The organism is Methanobacterium bryantii (genome assembly GCF_002287175.1).
In the GTDB taxonomy this organism is placed as follows: Archaea; Methanobacteriota; Methanobacteria; order Methanobacteriales; family Methanobacteriaceae; genus Methanobacterium_D; species Methanobacterium_D bryantii.
Genome location: NZ_LMVM01000037.1, coordinates 53,106 through 70,180, shown reverse-complemented (window position 1 = coordinate 70,180; position 17,075 = coordinate 53,106). Strand labels below are relative to the sequence as shown.

17 protein-coding genes are annotated in these 17,075 nt (G+C 36.3%); 15 read left to right on the top strand and 2 right to left on the bottom strand.

The annotated features are described in order from the left end of the window. Positions 1–175: 175 nt before the first annotated feature. Genes ASJ80_RS12335 through ASJ80_RS12325 form a run of 3 tightly spaced genes read left to right on the top strand, consistent with a single transcriptional unit; the run spans position 176 to position 2,811 of the window. The gene (locus ASJ80_RS12335) at positions 176–1,666 is read left to right on the top strand and encodes an alpha,alpha-trehalose-phosphate synthase (UDP-forming) (RefSeq protein WP_338036875.1); all 1,491 of its coding nucleotides are present in this window, start codon (positions 176–178) and stop codon (positions 1,664–1,666) included. 46 nt (positions 1,667–1,712) lie between these two features. Continuing rightward, complete coding sequence (locus ASJ80_RS12330; protein ID WP_069583856.1) at positions 1,713–2,048, top strand: heavy metal-binding domain-containing protein; 336 nt, start codon at positions 1,713–1,715, stop codon at positions 2,046–2,048. 13 nt (positions 2,049–2,061) lie between these two features. After that, positions 2,062–2,811, top strand: coding sequence for an aldo-keto reductase family protein (locus ASJ80_RS12325; RefSeq protein WP_069583857.1), 750 nt, complete (start codon positions 2,062–2,064; stop codon positions 2,809–2,811). Between the two features lie 213 nt (positions 2,812–3,024). On the opposite strand, the gene ASJ80_RS12320 is transcribed toward ASJ80_RS12325, so the two are convergent. Further along, the gene (locus ASJ80_RS12320; protein ID WP_069583859.1) at positions 3,025–3,966 is read right to left on the bottom strand and encodes a transcriptional regulator; all 942 of its coding nucleotides are present in this window, start codon (positions 3,964–3,966) and stop codon (positions 3,025–3,027) included. A 50-nt stretch (positions 3,967–4,016) separates the two neighbouring features. Between ASJ80_RS12320 and ASJ80_RS12315 the strand changes: the two genes are divergently transcribed. After that, positions 4,017–5,267 (top strand): tRNA(Ile)(2)-agmatinylcytidine synthase, encoded by a 1,251-nt coding sequence (locus tag ASJ80_RS12315; protein WP_069583860.1) that lies wholly within the window; start codon positions 4,017–4,019, stop codon positions 5,265–5,267. A gap of 26 nt (positions 5,268–5,293) precedes the next feature. Here ASJ80_RS12315 and ASJ80_RS12310 read toward each other — a convergent pair whose 3' ends face one another. Next, positions 5,294–5,740 carry a response regulator gene (locus tag ASJ80_RS12310; RefSeq protein WP_069583862.1) on the bottom strand — a complete coding sequence of 149 codons (447 nt, stop codon included), beginning with the start codon at positions 5,738–5,740 and terminating at the stop codon, positions 5,294–5,296. A 466-nt stretch (positions 5,741–6,206) separates the two neighbouring features. Here ASJ80_RS12310 and ASJ80_RS12305 point away from each other — a divergent pair, with 466 nt between their 5' ends. From ASJ80_RS12305 to ASJ80_RS12255, 11 genes are all read left to right on the top strand, one after another. Continuing rightward, on the top strand, positions 6,207–7,523 hold the full coding sequence (locus ASJ80_RS12305) for an MmgE/PrpD family protein (protein WP_069583863.1): 1,317 nt from the start codon (positions 6,207–6,209) through the stop codon (positions 7,521–7,523). Positions 7,524–7,576: 53 nt separating this feature from the next. Continuing rightward, positions 7,577–8,476 carry a peptidase gene (locus ASJ80_RS12300; protein ID WP_069583865.1) on the top strand — a complete coding sequence of 300 codons (900 nt, stop codon included), beginning with the start codon at positions 7,577–7,579 and terminating at the stop codon, positions 8,474–8,476. Positions 8,477–8,546: 70 nt separating this feature from the next. Beyond that, positions 8,547–9,407: a fumarate hydratase gene (locus ASJ80_RS12295; RefSeq protein ID WP_069583866.1), complete on the top strand. Its 861-nt coding sequence runs from the start codon at positions 8,547–8,549 to the stop codon at positions 9,405–9,407. Between the two features lie 6 nt (positions 9,408–9,413). Continuing rightward, positions 9,414–10,235, top strand: coding sequence for a citryl-CoA lyase (locus tag ASJ80_RS12290; protein ID WP_069583868.1), 822 nt, complete (start codon positions 9,414–9,416; stop codon positions 10,233–10,235). 104 nt (positions 10,236–10,339) lie between these two features. Beyond that, the gene (gene ahaH / locus ASJ80_RS12285; protein WP_069583869.1) at positions 10,340–10,654 is read left to right on the top strand and encodes an ATP synthase archaeal subunit H; all 315 of its coding nucleotides are present in this window, start codon (positions 10,340–10,342) and stop codon (positions 10,652–10,654) included. 33 nt (positions 10,655–10,687) lie between these two features. Next, on the top strand, positions 10,688–12,691 hold the full coding sequence (locus ASJ80_RS12280) for a V-type ATP synthase subunit I (protein ID WP_069583870.1): 2,004 nt from the start codon (positions 10,688–10,690) through the stop codon (positions 12,689–12,691). Then, positions 12,692–13,180: a V-type ATP synthase subunit K gene (locus tag ASJ80_RS12275; protein ID WP_069583871.1), complete on the top strand. Its 489-nt coding sequence runs from the start codon at positions 12,692–12,694 to the stop codon at positions 13,178–13,180. Between the two features lie 31 nt (positions 13,181–13,211). After that, positions 13,212–13,835: a V-type proton ATPase subunit E gene (locus ASJ80_RS12270; RefSeq protein ID WP_069583872.1), complete on the top strand. Its 624-nt coding sequence runs from the start codon at positions 13,212–13,214 to the stop codon at positions 13,833–13,835. A gap of 15 nt (positions 13,836–13,850) precedes the next feature. Further along, positions 13,851–15,008 (top strand): V-type ATP synthase subunit C, encoded by a 1,158-nt coding sequence (locus ASJ80_RS12265; RefSeq protein WP_069583873.1) that lies wholly within the window; start codon positions 13,851–13,853, stop codon positions 15,006–15,008. After that, positions 15,005–15,325: a V-type ATP synthase subunit F gene (locus ASJ80_RS12260; protein WP_069583874.1), complete on the top strand. Its 321-nt coding sequence runs from the start codon at positions 15,005–15,007 to the stop codon at positions 15,323–15,325. Before ASJ80_RS12265 ends, ASJ80_RS12260 begins: the two co-directional genes overlap by 4 nt. Then, positions 15,322–17,073, top strand: a complete 1,752-nt coding sequence (locus ASJ80_RS12255) for an ATP synthase subunit A (protein ID WP_095652092.1) — start codon at positions 15,322–15,324, stop codon at positions 17,071–17,073. Before ASJ80_RS12260 ends, ASJ80_RS12255 begins: the two co-directional genes overlap by 4 nt. The last annotated feature ends 2 nt before the right edge of the window (positions 17,074–17,075 follow it).

The window sequence follows — 17,075 nt, the reverse complement described above, 5'->3', positions numbered from 1 at the left end:
TATATTAATAAAAAAAGTTTTTTTAACAACGTTCATGACTTGAAAGTAGTGCAGTTATCATAGAATTAATGCAGATTACACTGCAAATTATTCTACATAGCTAAAATTACAATTTAATACAAAACAAAATTCATATATCCAATATGAACGTTTAATATAACTACATCAGGAGGAAATTAACATATCAACTTCAGATAAGTGCATAAAAAAGTTTCTTGAGGATAAAAATTTAATCATAGCATCCAATCGAGGACCTATAGAATTTTTTTATGATGTTAAATGCAGAATAGAGATGAAAATAGGGGCAGGAGGAATAGTTCCTACTTTACTTCCATTTATGGAGAAAACAGGGGGTACATGGGTTGCAAGTGCCATGACCAATGCAGATATGGAAATGGCTGGCAGATTTCCAGAAAATAGAATACCCTTTCCCTTAGAAAAGCCAAAGTTGAATGTTCAATTTATTATGTTAGACAAAGAAAAATACTATGAATTCTATAATTCTTTTCATAACCCATTTTTATGGTTTATACACCACTATTTATGGAATTTAACCTATACTCCTGAAATTGATGACAGCTTACATCATGCCTGGCAGAGCTATCAATATGTAAACCAGAAATTTGCAGAAAAAATAATTAAAGAAGTGAATTCATCAAATAAAGAACCTTTAATAATGCTTCAAGATACCCATCTGCAAACATGTCCAACATATATCCGTGAAAAGTTTGATGATATTTTTTTGAGTCAGTTCATACACATTCCATGGCCCCATCCAGATTATTTTAATATATATCCACGATACATTAGTAAAGCCATTATAGAAGGGCTTTTATCTAATAATCACCTTGGTTTTCATACTAAAAAATATGTTAAGAATTTTCTCATGACATGTGAAAAATATGCGGAGGAAGTAGACTTTAAAAATAATATAGTGCATTATAATGGCCGTGAGACCTTTGTAAAGAACTATCCTATTTCTGTAGACATTAAAAAGCTAAATGAATTTGCAAAATCCAATGAAGTTTTAAAACAGGAGCAGTATGTAAAAAAAATCAAGGGAAATAACTTTTTAATTTACAGAACTGAAAGAACGGATCCCAGTAAAAATATTATAAGAGGTTTTAAAGCATATGACCTTTTTTTCCAAAAGCACCCCGAATTTAAAGGCAAAGTCACATTTTTCATAACTGGGGTGACAACCAGAGAGAACGTGAAAGAATACGCGGATTATAAAACTAATGTAAATAATATAATCACTGAAATCAATGAAAAATATTCTAAAAATGGGTGGAAACCTATAGTTCCTCATTTTGATGCTGAATATTCACTTGTAACTGCTGCACTTAAAAACTATGACTGCCTTTTAATAAATTCAATTAATGATGGAATGAACATCGTCCCTAAAGAAGGGAGCACTTTAAATGAAAATAATGGTGTTTTAATAATATCTGAAACCACAGGAGCTTACGATGAACTTAAAGAAAATGCAATTAATATAAATGCACTTGATATTACAGAAACAGCTGATGCCATTTATAAAGCCGTTACAATGAAACATGACCAACGTAAAAAGCGTTTAAATGGACTTAAAAATACTATCTATCACTATGATGTATATAAATGGATGGGAGAACAGTTCAACGATATTCAAAAACTATTTTAAGCACAATAATAAATAGTTAGTTCACTGTTAGAGGGAGGCAAAAAATATGGATGTAAATGAATTCATTGTGGTAAGTTCAAACTACGTACCTGGATACAAAGCTGTTAAAACTCACGGTTTTGTATATGGACTAACTGTAAGAAGTAGAGGTCTTGGCGGACAAATAGGTGCTGGACTGCGTTCCATGTTTGGTGGGGAAATAAAAGAATATGTTAAAATGATGGAAGATACAAGAGATGAAGCTTTACGCAGAATGATACGTCATGCACAATCAATGGGAGCCAATGCTGTAATAAGTGTGCGTTTTGATTCAAATGACATTTCAGACGTGATGCAGGAAATTTTAGCCTACGGAACTGCAGTAACAGTGGAAAAGGAGTAAATTTGGGATAAAAATGTTTGAGGGAACTATTACAATCAACGACAGGGAAATACCAAGAACCCTTCTTGGAACTTCCCCATTTATAGGGGCAGCTCATTTTGGGCATAGATCCAGATTATACCAGTTAGACCTTTATGACAAACCAGAAAATATACTTAAAATACTTAAAAAATCACATGAACTTGGAATTACAGGTATTCAGCTTATACCTTATGAACCTGTAGTAAAAGCCATTAACTGGGCCGCAGATGAAGGTTATGATTTTAATATTGTTGGAACTGTAAGACTTGACTGTGAAAATGAAGATATAGAACTTCTATCCCGGCTTGGAGCAAGCGCTATGATTCTTCATGATACAGCTACTGACAGTTTGAATTACGATTTTTTAGCTGAAAAACTTGAAGATATCAAAGAGACAGGGACTGTTCCAGGGCTTACAACACGCAAGCCTTTCAATACAACAAGAAATCTTTTAGAATCACCTATACTAGACTTATTTGATATTTATATGGTCCCAGTAAATAAACTGGGATATTTAATGGATACTGACGTGTTTATAGCTAAAGAGCGTGCTGAATTTAGAGATATAATCATTAAATTAAATAAAACAATCATTGCAATGCAGACTATGGCTGCGGGAATACTTACTCCTGGTGATGCCTTTGACTTCTTGAAAACACTGGATTATGTTGATTTAATGACTGTGGGAATTGCCTCTGAAGCTGAAGCTGAAGAGACTTTTGGCCTGCTTAAAAACAAGTAGCCCTAAAAATTTTTATTTTTTGGTTTGGATTTATTTGTGGATAAAATTGATTTCTTTTTAAAAAAATATGAAAAATAATTGAACCCTTTTCTCCGCAGCGAAAAAACTCTGTTTTTTCGCGAGGCTTTCAAAAACCAAAGGTTTTTGATGCCCCGAAAATCTTCGATTTTCGAGGGATTTTTTTGATCAATCCTTTTTTTAAAAAAAAAGTTGTTAGTTACATTCTTCTTTCCGCTCTCTGATGATCTTCAAGAATTCACCGCGGCTTTCCATTTCGCTCATTTCCCAGCTGTGAACGGCTGGGACACCTTCAATACAGCTTAAAGGTTTTTTATTCTTTAAGATGAATACTGCATCTGTTCCAGTTACACCTGCAAGGTCTTTAACATTTACCGCCATTTTTTCCAGAATCTTTTGGTTCCTGTTTTTTTCCATATTGGTCATCATGGCGATCTTTTCCTTTAATTGAGGGTCACTGGTTGTGAGTGCGTCGAAAGGAGTTTTACTGGTCGGAATAATTCCAAAACCTAATTTAATTAACTCTTTTGGTGTTTTTTCGGTGATGACCTCTTTTTCAGCTTCTGGAACTTTAAAGAGATCAACTGAAAGTGTGATTTTCATGTTTAAAATAGTTTCAAGGGTTATCACAGTTTCAGGGGATGCCCTAACCTGTCCACGCTCATATTTATATATAGTTTCACGTGAAACGTGGGCTTTATCTGCTAGTTCTTTGAGGGAAAGGTTTTCTCTTTCTCTAGCTTCTTTAACAGCTTCACCATCTATCTGAACGAAGTATCCCCCGCGGTCTGCAAATACTTCAGGATAAATTTCTTCTGTAATCATATTCCGCAGGGTTTCGGGAGCAATTACAGGTATTCCATGTCTTTCATAGACAACATCCTCTTCCAAATATTCGTATTTAGATTTTAATCCCACAACTAGAGGAGATGCTAGAAAAGTGCTTGCTAACTTCTTTATTTCTTCTGCCTGCTGCCCGGTAAAAGAATCTATATTGATTAAAACTTTAAGTAATAGCAACAACAATCTTTTTCGAGCGACCATATCAAAACAACTTCTATCATATATGTGAGAAGTTTCAAAATTATGGTTTGCTAAAAGTTCGTTTATTTCTCTTAAGATATGATCCCTTTGCATTTTGATCACCGAATTAGATCTATGTAATTGTATATTGTCAGGTGAATTTTATGTATATTGGTATAGATGATACAGACTCCAAAGATGGAATGTGCACTACTTTTATATGTAGTGTTATAATTGATGAACTTAAATATTTTGGTTTCAACATCATTGGCTATCCTCGTTTAATACGTCTGAATCCGTTTGCCATGTTTAGAACACGTGGAAATGGAGGTTTATCGTTCAGGTTAAATGTGGAATCAGAAGAAGATATTAAAAAAGTTAAAGAAATAGTTTTAAAAAAGGTAGAAGAACTCTCAGAACTCGGCGATGAAAGAACCAATCCTGGTGTTGTATTTTATCAAGGTGAAATTACAGATGAGCTTAAATCTTATTCTATGAGAGTCATAAGGAATATAATATCTATTGAAGAAGCTGAAGAATTTGCAAATAAAATAGGGGCCGAATTCTTCAAATTTAAAAAAGGCAGGGGTATAATTGGTGCACTTGCAGCTATAGGATGCCCTACTACTGATAAAACCTATGAATTACTTGCATATAGAGTGCCTCAAAATTATGGAAAAGAAAGACGGATCGATCATGAATCTGTTTGTCAGATGAATAAAGCAACTTACCCTGAGACTTTCGATAATTTAGATATTGACAACTGCTATGTTGCAATTGAACCTCATACACCCTGTCCTATCTTATATGGAATACGCGGCGAAAGCCCAGATGCAGTCTTAAATGCAGGCAAAATGGTAAAAGTTTATGAAGAAATTGCAGAAGCCAGAGTATTTGAAACAAACCAGCACACAGATATGCATCTTATACAAATCGATGAAATTTCCGACATGGAGAAGCTCAAATGCTACATCATAGAAGGAACTGTTAAAGACTTCCCTTACACTAGAGAAGGGGGCCATGTTATATTTACTTTAAAAGATACATCTGGTGAAATTCCATGTGCTGCCTATGAGCCCACCAAAGAGTTTAGAGATATTGTACGGGAATTAGCCCCTGGCGATAAAGTAAGGGTATATGGTGGAATTGGAGAGAAAGGAACATTGAACATAGAAAAATTCGAGATTCTAGAAATTGCAAAGATTTATGAAACTAAAAACCCCCTTTGTGAATGTGGAAAACGTATGAAATCTGCAGGAAATGGAAAAGGTTATAAATGCCCCAGATGTGGTGCGAAATTACGAGACGGCACTAAAGATACTGTTGAAGTAAAAAGGAATATTAAAAAAGGATTCTATGAAGTACCTCCTTCTGCAAGGAGACATTTAAGTAAACCACTTGTAAGAATGATATAATTCATTTTTACCCTTTAAAAGTTTATTTAAATTTCCATTTCACCAGGCAGTCTTGCCCAATTAATCCAGAAATCCCCAAGAGAGTCAAAAAACTTTATAAATGAATTATAGTCGCTTGGTTTGACGATGAACGCATTTGCATGATAGTGATATGCACATAACATATCTCTTTCATTTCGGGATGCTGAAATGATTATCACGGGGATTAATTTGAGATGATCATTTGTTTTAACTTTTTTTAAAACATCAAAACCTCCAGTTGGAGGTATATTGATATCAAGTAATATTATATCCGGTTTAGGGACATTAGTATATTTTTCCTGACGATTTAAGAAATTATTGGCATCACTGCTATTTTTAACTGAATAAAATTCATTTTGAAAGTTTGATTCTTTAAATGCTTCTTTAAAGAGACGAATATCTGCCGGATTATCCTCAACTAACAATATTTTAGTAAATTCAAGATCAGACATACTATCACTTTCTCAGTTTATTTAAGTTACAGGACAATATACGAACATCATATCAACTTATTATTCTTAAGTTGACCTGGGTGTCACACTCAAATTAATTCAATCATCTACTGTCCGCATTCTGGCTTAATATTTGTATTTTATCCTATAAAAAGTTATTCCAAATATGATTGTCTATGAATATTATCATACACTTTTCTGGTTCAAATGCATATAATATCATAATATATGGAAGTAGTGAATTGGATAAGAACCAATGTAAAATTGAATTTAACTATTTAAAGTAATATTAATATATTAATTTATATTATCCATATGATCTAGACCTTTTTTTATTTACTATTTAAACTATTCCCCTAGTTTAACATGTATTAACATATGATTTTTCAATTTGACAGTTTTTTAAGATTATGTGATTGGTAAATGGATCAAAAAGTTTATCTTATGAACCTAGAATTTACGATCAATGATAACAGGAAAATTTACAGATTTTATTACTGGAACCCACCATAAAAAAGTCCCTAAACAAGCCATAGATCAGGCAAAACTCTGTTTTTTAGACTTTTTAGGGGTAACCCTCAGGGGATCTAAAACCAGAAGCTCAATTGCAATAAATAATATTGTAAAAGAAGACAGTGAATCAACTATCATTGGCCATAAAAAAGCCAATATTCTTGATTCTGCTCTTGCAAATGGGATAGCTGCACACTGCCTTGATTTAGATGACGGACACAGATTTGCCCAGATGCATCCCGGAGCCTGTGTTATACCTGCAGCATTGTCAACATGTGAAGCCTCTAACAAAAATGGAAAAGAATTTATAAACTCAATCATTGCAGGCTACGAAGTTGCAATTTCCCTTGGAATTCTTGTAAACCCAGAACATCGAAATAAAGGATTTCATAGTACTGGAACCTGTGGAACGTTTGGAGCTACAGCTGCTGCATGCTACGCACTAAACCTTGACAAAAAAGAGACATTAAATGCCCTCGGACTTGCAGGAACCCAGGCAGCTGGTCTTTTAGAATCAGACCATTCTGGATCAATGGGAAAACATCTACATGCAGGAAAAGCCGCACATACAGGAGTTTTATCGGCGCTTCTTGCAAAAAAGGGATTTACCGGCGCTTCCTCAATCATCGATGGAAAAGAAGGGTTTATATCCGCAATGGTAAATGGTGATATTAAGAATAAGAAACTGGAAATAGGAAATTTCCATATTCAGGATGTATATTTCAAAAAATACCCAGTATGCAGACATTTACACTCTACAATCGATGCTGCTTTCTGTATTTTAAATAAAAACAGTATCGAAACAGATGATATACAAAAAATAATCGTTAAGACATATAAAATTGCTGCAAACCATGATAATTATGATCCAAAAACAAAAGAAGCTATAAGGCAAAGTTTACCTGTAAGTCTTGCAATAGCGGTGCGAAATGGAAATTTAAGTCTTGATGACTTGAAAACAGATGATGAAATAGCAAAAATTTCCAGTAAAATTGTTACCGAATGTGATGAGAATCTGGATGAATCATACCCTTATAAAAGATCATCAAACGTAATAATCCAAACTGAAGATCACTCCTACAGTGAATGTGTTGATTTACCAAAAGGAGAACCAGAAAACCAGTTTACCTTGAATGAATTAATGGAAAAATTCATCGAGTTGAATCCAGAAATATCTGCTGATATTTTAGAAATAATAAATAATTTAGAAAATTATAACATGAAAGAATTGATGATTGCACTGGATAATGAATTTAAAATGACTAAATAAAATATTCAAATTTAAAATTAATAAATTACGCTAATAGAGAAGGATAAGTGATAATGATGCAGACTAAAGAGTTTCTTAAAACTATTGGAATAGAAAATAATAATTTGAGAGTATCAAAAAAGAGGTTTCCAGATGGTTCACAGTACAGGTTCGAAGTTCCGGGGATTCAAAAACCCGGTGCAATGGCCGCCCTTATTGACGCTACAGATAAGTATGGCGTCGAAATCCACAGGGTAACACAGACTAAAGGGATAATGCTCCTTACAGATTATGAAATAGAACAGATGATAGACATCGCCCAAGATGCAAATGTAGAACTTTTCTTAAGCGTTGGGCCGCGTGCAACCTATGATACAAGTGCATCTGCAAAAACAAAAGAAGGCATGAGAATTGGTTACCGGTTGAGGGGATATGAAAACCTCGTATATGCAATAGAAGATGTTAAAAGAGCAGTAGATCTAGGAGTTAGAGGAATCGTAGTTTATGATGAGGGGCTTCTCTGGACACTTGGAAAAATGAGGGATGAAGGTGAACTCCCAAAGGATACTCATTTTAAAGTATCTGCCCACACAGGACATGGAAACCCTGCTTCTGCAAAGTTACTGCAAGAAATTGGAGCGGATTCATTTAATCCAGTAAGAGATCTGCAGATACCCATGATCGCATCAATAAGGAATGCAATTGACATTTCTATCGATCTCCATACAGAAAATCCCCAGTCATCAGGCGGATTTATAAGACACTACGAAGTCCCGGATATGATAAAATATGCAGCGCCAGTTTATCTCAAAACAGGCGGAGCAGTAGCTGGACATCATGGATGGGACACAACAGAAACTCAAGCTGCAGAACGTATAAGGCAGGTTTCACTTGTTCAAGACATGATAAATAGATACTATGATGATGCAGTAATGTCCGGGAAAGGCGCATCAGACTTAGCAATCCCCAAATAATTTTAGATTATCTAGAATTTAAAGCATATACTCAATTAGCTAAAAATTGTACTTAGGAAGTGTTTATTGGATGGAAATAATTAATTTAATCAGAGATGCAGTAATTGAAGCAAGTACAACTTTCAGGAAGGATCAATTTGATGCGTATAAAAGAGCACTTGACATGGAAACTAATGAAAACACTTCATGGATGCTTGAATTACTCATAGAAAATGCAGAGATAGCAAATAAAAATAAAGTTCCTCTTTGTGATGATACAGGTATTCCGCATGTTTTAGTGGAAATTGGAGAAAATGTCAGCCTACCTGCAAATTTCTTCGAAGATATAAAACTTGGAATAGAAAAAGGCCTTACTGAACTCCCTGCAAGACCTATGGCCGTACGGGGCAATGGTATTGAACGGATAGAACAGAGCAAAGGACTGTATACTGATCCTGCAAAACTCACCCCTCCATCATTTATACTTGATAAAACTGAAGCAGATGGTGTGAATATTCATGTTTTAATGTTAGGTGGAGGCCCCGAGATTAGGGCAAGCACATATAGAGTTTTCCATAAGAGGGATAATAGAAAAGTATTTAATGAAGTTAAAACATGGATGAAATCAGAGGTCAAAATGCTGGGGTGCACACCATGCATCCCCTCCGTAGGCATTGGTAGAACTCATTTTGAAGCTTCGTCATTGATGATAAAAGCAATGGCATACGGAAATTTAAACGAACAATCCAAAATAGAAGAGGAAATAACAGAATCCATAAATAGTTCTAAAGTAGGGGCACTTGGAATTGGCGGTTCTGTAACTGCACTCGGATCTTTTGTTAAAATAGGTCCACAAAGGGCAAGCGGTGTTAGAATTTTATCTATGAGACCCTGCTGCTGCGTGGAACCACGGAGATCGTCAGTATTCCTCCATTCCTCAATTCTGGAGTGATATATCATGGCAATTGGAAGAGAAACAATAGAAAACCTACTTAAACTTGGTAATCCCAAATGGAAGACCAGCATAACAAGCGTTGAACCAAATAAACTTAAAACTAGAGGATACCCGCAGGAGGATCTTATAGGAAATATATCTTTTCCTGAAATGGTTTATTTGCTCATAAAAGGAGAATTACCACCCAAAAGTGAATCCAAAATGTTTGAGGCAGTCTTAACTTCCTTTTGTGATCATAGTGTAACACCCCCAAGTACTCAGGCTGCAAGAATTATTGCATCTACAGGATCTCCAATGCACGCCTGTGTTTCAGGCGGGCTTTTAGCCTTTGGGAAACACCATGCAGGAGCCATAGAGAATGCCATGAAAACACTTCAAGAAGGCGTTAAACGATCACATGGAGACATAGAAGCAACTGCCAGAGAAATGGTAGATGAATTTTTAGAAAGTGGAGATAAAATACCTGGTTTCGGCCACAGATACCACAATGAAGATCCACGGGCTCGCAAACTTATAGAACTTGCCAAAGAATACGGATGTTCAGGAATACACACTGAACTTGCACTTACAATTCAAAGTATTCTTTTAGAAGAAAAAGGAATTAGAATGAATATCGACGGGGCCAATGCAGGCATATTGTCAGATATGGGTTTCGATTGGACTATTGGAACTGGAATATTCATGATTGGGAGACTTCCCGCTCTCGTTGCGCATATATATGAAGAACAAACCAGAGAAGCTCCTTTCAGAAAATTATTCGACACAGAAGAGATTTACTATGACGGCATTGATGAACGCAGGATAATAAAAGAGGATGAAAAGTAACATACTCCTTTATATATTCATTTATAAAGAAATTCCTTGGAAAATTAAATAGTAAAAGATAAATATAACTGAAAATAGAGTTTTGTTCATCATGGTGATTCAAAATGATGTCGATATCTGAAGCTATTACGACAATTAAAAAGGCAGAAAATGATGCCGATAAACTAATAGAGGATGCAAAGCAAAGATCCTCTAAAATGAAAGAAGAAGCGAAAGAAAAAGCAGAGGTGCTTATTAAAAAAGCTAAAGACGAAGCTCATGAAGAAACTGGTGATATAATCTTTAAAGCAGAAGATGAAGCTAAAAAAGAAACTCTCCAAATATCAAAAGAAGCTGACGAGAAAATAAATAAAACTAAAAATCAGGCTGCAGGTAAAGTTGATGAAGCTGTAGACGTTATAGTTAAAAATATACTATAGGCCTATTCTCGTTAGTTAAAAAAAAGTGATAATATGTTTAAGCCAGCGAGAATGAAAAAGCTTAAAATACTCACTTTAGATGCCTATTCTAATTCTGTGGTAAGTGCTCTTCATGAAGAAGAGATAGTTCAAATCCATGATATTTCCGAACGCATTCAACAGGATGCGGAATGGAAACAAATTTTAAAACCATCAAAGGCTACGGCCTATACGGGTAAACTATCTTCACTTCAAATGAAGACTACTGGAATTGTTGATTTTTTGAAATCCGCAGAACGAAAAGAAGGCGGCATTCTTAAGAGTATTGTAGGCTTTATAAACCCAAAAGTACCCGAAAAAAGAGAAGTCGAAGACTTAGGCACTGAGGCTCTAATTGAGCGTGCAGAATCTATTTTAGGGGAAGTAGAAGGGCAAACAAAAACAATTGAAAATAAAATAAATGTTATTGATTCAGAAAAAAATGAGCTTAACAGCGCTCTTAACATTGCAACTAAACTCCAAAATATTGATATTGATTTCAGTGATTTAGAAGATACAAATTATACTTCTGCAATAGCTGGAAAAATGCCCAGTGCTCAATTTGAAGAATTCAAAAAAGAAGCAGCTTCCATAACAGACCAGATCGTGATTTTAGAGCAAGATGCCGAAGAAGATACAAAGATCTTAATCGTCGTTACTTTAAAAGAATACGGTAATAAAGTTTCAGCTCTTCTAAGAAGATTCGAATTTGAGTTGTATAATACTTCAGGACTTTCCGGGAAACCAGCTGCAATAATTCAAAGTGCAGAATCCAGAATCAATGAAATTGATAATGAGAAAGCACAATTAATGAATGAACTTGCAGATATTGCGGGAAAATGGAAAGATGATCTCCTAGTATTAAAAGAGCAGCTCGATATCGAAAAAAATAGAAATGAGATATTCTCTTTCTTTGGAGAAACAAATAAAACTTTAATGTTAGAAGCATGGGTTCCAGTTAAAAAGGCAGATAAAGCTGTTGAAATTATTAAGGAATCCAGTGATGGTTACTCCATCATTGAAGTAACCGATCCTGAAGAAGGAGACGACATTCCAATTCATCTGGATAACCCTCGTTTTGCCAAACCATACGAGATGTTCGTACACATGTACTCACCGCCAGGTTATAAAGAAATAGACCCAACAATATTCCTTGCATTGATGTTCCCATTTTTCTTCGGGTTCTGTCTTACAGATGCAGGTTACGGTATTGCAGATGCTTTAATTGGTATAGTTCTGATTCTTGGGCTTGGAAAAGTAAATAAGATGATGCGTAACATGGGTATTATTCTTGTTACAGGTGGTATATGGGCCGTTATACTTGGTTTCATTACAAATAGTTTCCTAGGAAACTTATATGGTCAATTTATTGTAGGAGATCCAAATGCTGCAGTCCCTGGAACTATAGAAGCCGTCAATGCATTTGCGCATCCTGACGCTATATTAATTATGGCCATAACAGTTGGTGTAATTTACACAATTATAGGGCTAATAATTGGAGCTCGTAACAATTTAGTAGCTGGAAAAACCAAAGAAGCACTAGGAGAACAAATAGCATGGCTAATGATATTTGTAGGTGTTGGTCTTGCAGCTGCATCTTTCTTGTTAGGATTAAGTTCAATTTTACTCTACTTAGGAGGAGCCCTTGCTATCATAGCCATTATCATGTTCATATATGTTAATGGACCATTTGGAATCATGGATCTTATGGGAATGATTGGAAATATTCTATCATATGCAAGGCTGCTTGCTCTTGGTCTTGCAACAGGTGGAATAGCCATGACTGTGAACATTTTTGTTGGTTTAGTAGGTGGAATCCCTTATATTGGTTTAATACTTATACCAATAGTATTTATAGGTGGACACATTGCTAACGGCGCATTCCAGACTTTTGGAGGAGTTATCAACGCTCTCCGTTTACATTATGTTGAATTTTTTGGTCAGTTTTACATCGGCGGGAGTCAAAAATTCCGGGCTTTCCGTACAAAAAGAAAAATTACTACGTTAGGAGGTAAATAAATGGTATTAGAAATAGGTGCCGCATTAGTAGCAATAGGTGCGGGAGTAGCTATAGGTTTTGCTGGATTAGGATCAGGTTTAGGACAAGGTATTGCAGCTGCTGGAGGTGTAGGTGCAGTTGCAGAAGATAAAGGCATGTTTGCTCAGGGCCTTATCTTTGCAGTACTTGCAGAAACTCAGGCTATATACGGCCTGTTAATTGCCATACTGTTAATGTTAGGTGCTGGGTTAATTGGTGGAACACCAAAACCTATTAGTGTTGCTGCAGGATTAGCAGCAGTAGGTGCAGGTGCAGCTATTGGATTTGCTGGTCTTGGTTCTGGTATCGGTCAGGGTATCACTGGAGCATCATCTGTAGGTGCAGTAGTAGAAGACAAAGACATGTTTGCTCAGGGTCTTATATTCGCAGTATTATCAGAGACTCAGGCTATATACGGTCTGTTAGTTGCTATATTGATAATGTTAGGTGCTAGCTTACTGGGAGCTTAAGTATTCGGCAGAATACATGGAGGATAGTTAAATGAACTCTGGGGCAGATAAAATTGTCTCAAGCATAATTTCTGACGCGCAAAGTAAGGCTGATGTTATAATCCAAGAAGCTGAAAGAGAAGCTGCTCTTATTGTTGAAGAAGGAGAAAAAGAAGCAGTTTTAGAAAAAGAAAAGATCCTGGAAAACGCCAATAAACAGTCCGCAATGAAATATCAACAGCTCATCTCTGAAGCTAAAATGAACTCCAGAAGAGCAGAGCTTGAGGCAAGAGAAGAAATAATAGAAGGTGCATTTAAACGTGCCGAAGATGAACTAAAGAAAATTGCATCTACTGATAGTAATGAATACAAAGAATCTCTCAAAAAAATCATAGAAGAAGCTTCTATTGAAATTGGTGGGGGAGACTTAATATTATCCTTAAAAGCAGATGACATTGCCAAAGTCAAGGATGCAATTTCATCACTTGAAAAAAATATTGAAGGAAAAACTGGCACTAAAACAACCTTAGAGATTGGAGAAAACATAGCTACCATTGGGGGAGCTGTTGTAAAAACCAAAAATGGAGATATTGAAGTTAACAATACAATCGAAGCTAGAATGCTGAGGTTCAAAAAAGCTCTACGATCAGAGGTTGCAAGAATATTATTTAAATAATAAGGGGGAAAAATCATGGCAGATGGTATCATATCAATAGTAGCTCAAATGGGTTTTCCCTCTATTGATCCTCTTTTAGGTCTTTTAGCACTGGTAGGGTTAATTGTTGGAGCTATAGTGATAGTGGTAGTCATACGACCATTGTTAGATATTTTTCCATATGCTTACCCTAATGCACGAGTAAGAGCAAGAACAGGAAAAATTCTTACAGAAAAACAATTAACAGAAATTATCGAATCAAATGACTTAACAGAAGTGACAAATTATCTTAGAGGACTTCCAGACTATGCAAAATACATAGATCAGTATCCCCTAGAAAAAGCCCTTGATACGCATCTTGCAGATAATTATGAAACATTAACCAAAATAGTCCCAAAGGATATTAAACCTATTTTTAGTGTTTTACTCCAAAAATGGGATATAAGAAATATAAAAAGCATAATTGCTGCAAAAGAAGCAGATTTATCCAGAGAGGAAACTGTAAATCTTATAGTTCCATTTGGAGAGTTAAAAGACTCACTGGATAAACTTTTAGATGCAAAAAATATCACTGAAATTATCAACGGTCTTGAAGGGACAGCATATGCACATGTTCTTGATGAAGCATTACCTGCATATCAAAAAACAGGCATGGTTTTACCTTTAGAAGCTTCACTCGATAAATTCTTCCTTGAAAACTTATTAACTGCTGCATCAAATCCTTCTGATGAAAGCGCAAGAGCGTTACATTCATATATAGGAACACAAATTGACGCAGCTAACTTAAGTATTATTTTAAGAGCGAAGGCTGAAGGTCTAATGTATGACGATATACAACCTTATATTATTTCAGATGGTTATCAAATCAGGGAATGGAAATTAAAAGACCTGATGGAATCTGAAAGTGTAGGAAATGTTGTAAGCAGCCTAGACGGAACTGAATATGCACAAATTCTTACTGATGCTTTACCTGAATATACCAAAACAGGTTCTGTAGCACCACTGGAAGCAGCTTTAGATGAAAAAGTCAGACAAACTGCAAAAGCATTATCAGTTAAAATACCTTTCGGAATAGGGCCAATTGTAGGTTTCTTAAGCAAAAAAGAAAAAGAAATACGAAACTTAAAAGTCATAACTCGTGCGAAAAGAGAAATTGGATTCTCTAACTCAAAAATTAAGGAGTTGCTAGTATGAAATCAAGTATAGCAGTGATCGCAGATCCAGACACAGTTACCGGCTTTAAACTCGGAGGTATTAAAACCGGATATCCTGTTGAGGATATGAATAAAGCCAAAACACGTCTAGAGGAACTTTTTAAACAGGATTTCTCAATTATTATAACCACTGAAAAAATTGGGGATGAGTTAAGAGAAACAATTGACAAACTCACAAGAACAAGCACATTACCTATGATAATTGAAGTACCTGATAAAACAGGGCCAAGTGAAAGGGCAACTGATCCTATTGGTGAACTTATCAAACGAGTAATTGGGGTTGAGATGGTAAAATGATTACAGGAAGGATAATTAAAATAGCAGGTCCCGTTATTGTTGGAGACGGCATGAAGGGAACCCAGATGAATGAGATGGTTAGAGTCGGTGAAGAAGGACTTATCGGTGAGATAATCGAACTCGAAGGCGACACAGCAACCATTCAGGTTTATGAAGAAACCGCAGGTATTAAACCAGGGGAACAAATTGAAAGTACAGGAGGACCACTCTCCGTAGAGTTAGGTCCTGGAATTCTGACATCGATTTATGATGGAATTCAAAGGCCACTTGAAAACATTAAAGCCTTAACTGGAGACTACATTGAAAGAGGTGTAGACGTTCCAGCACTACCTAAAGACAAAAAATGGAAATTTACTCCAAAAGTAAGTGCAGGAGCACAGGTAAAAGGCGGAGACGTTATTGGTGAAGTTCAGGAAACTTCTTCCATAGTCCACAAGATTATGATCCCTCCAAAAACAGAAGGTACTCTAAAAAGTATCGTAAGTGAAGGGGAATATACAATAGTAGACGACATAGCTGAAGTAGAAACATCAGCCGGCGTTGAAAAAGTACAGATGGTACAGAAGTGGCCTGTAAGGGTTGGAAGACCATACAAAGCAAAACTTGACCCAGATATACCACTGGTAACTGGTCAAAGAGCGCAGGACACATTCTTCACAGTTGCAAAAGGTGGAACAGCAGCTATGCCGGGTCCATTCGGTTCAGGTAAAACTGTTACACAGCAGCAGCTTGCAAAATGGGCTGACGCAGACATCGTTGTATACATAGGATGTGGAGAACGTGGAAACGAAATGACAGAGGTTCTAACCGAGTTCCCAGAACTTGAAGACCCAAAAACAGGAAAACCACTCATGGACAGAACAGTCCTTATTGCAAACACATCAAACATGCCTGTGGCTGCAAGGGAAGCATCTGTATACACAGGAATTACCATTGCAGAATACTTCAGAGACATGGGATACGATGTAGCTCTTATGGCTGACTCAACATCAAGATGGGCAGAAGCTATGAGGGAAATTTCAGGAAGGCTCGAAGAGATGCCGGGTGAAGAAGGTTACCCAGCTTACCTTGCATCAAAACTCGCTCAATTCTACGAAAGAGCAGGAAGAGTAACCACAGTAGGTACAGAAGACAAAGTAGCATCATTAACAGTAGTTGGTGCAGTATCACCTCCGGGTGGGGACCTTTCAGAGCCTGTAACTCAAAACACTTTACGTATATCCAAAGTGTTCTGGGCGCTTGACTCATCACTTGCAGACAAACGTCACTTCCCTTCAATTGACTGGCTGCAGAGTTACTCATTATATGTAGACAGCATCGCAGGATGGTGGAACACCAACGTAGGTGAAGATTGGAGAGAATTAAGGGACGAAGCAATGCTTTTACTCCAGAAAGAATCCGAACTTCAGGAAATCGTTCAGCTCGTAGGTCCTGATGCATTACCTGACCGGGAAAGAGTCACCTTAGAAACCACAAGGATGTTAAGGGAAGATTTCCTCCAGCAGAACGCGTTCCACGAAATAGACACTTACTGTGCACCAGCAAAACAATACGGAATGCTTAAAACCATAGTCATGTTCCAGGAACACGCTACCGCAGCTCTTGAACGCGGCGCAGCGTCCAATGAGATCATTGCACTCAGCGTAAAAGAAGACATCGGTAGAATGAAATACATACCTGAAGCAGAGTTTGAAGCTGAGATTAAAGCAATTCAGGATAAGGTAATTAAACAAACTAGTGAGGTATGAAA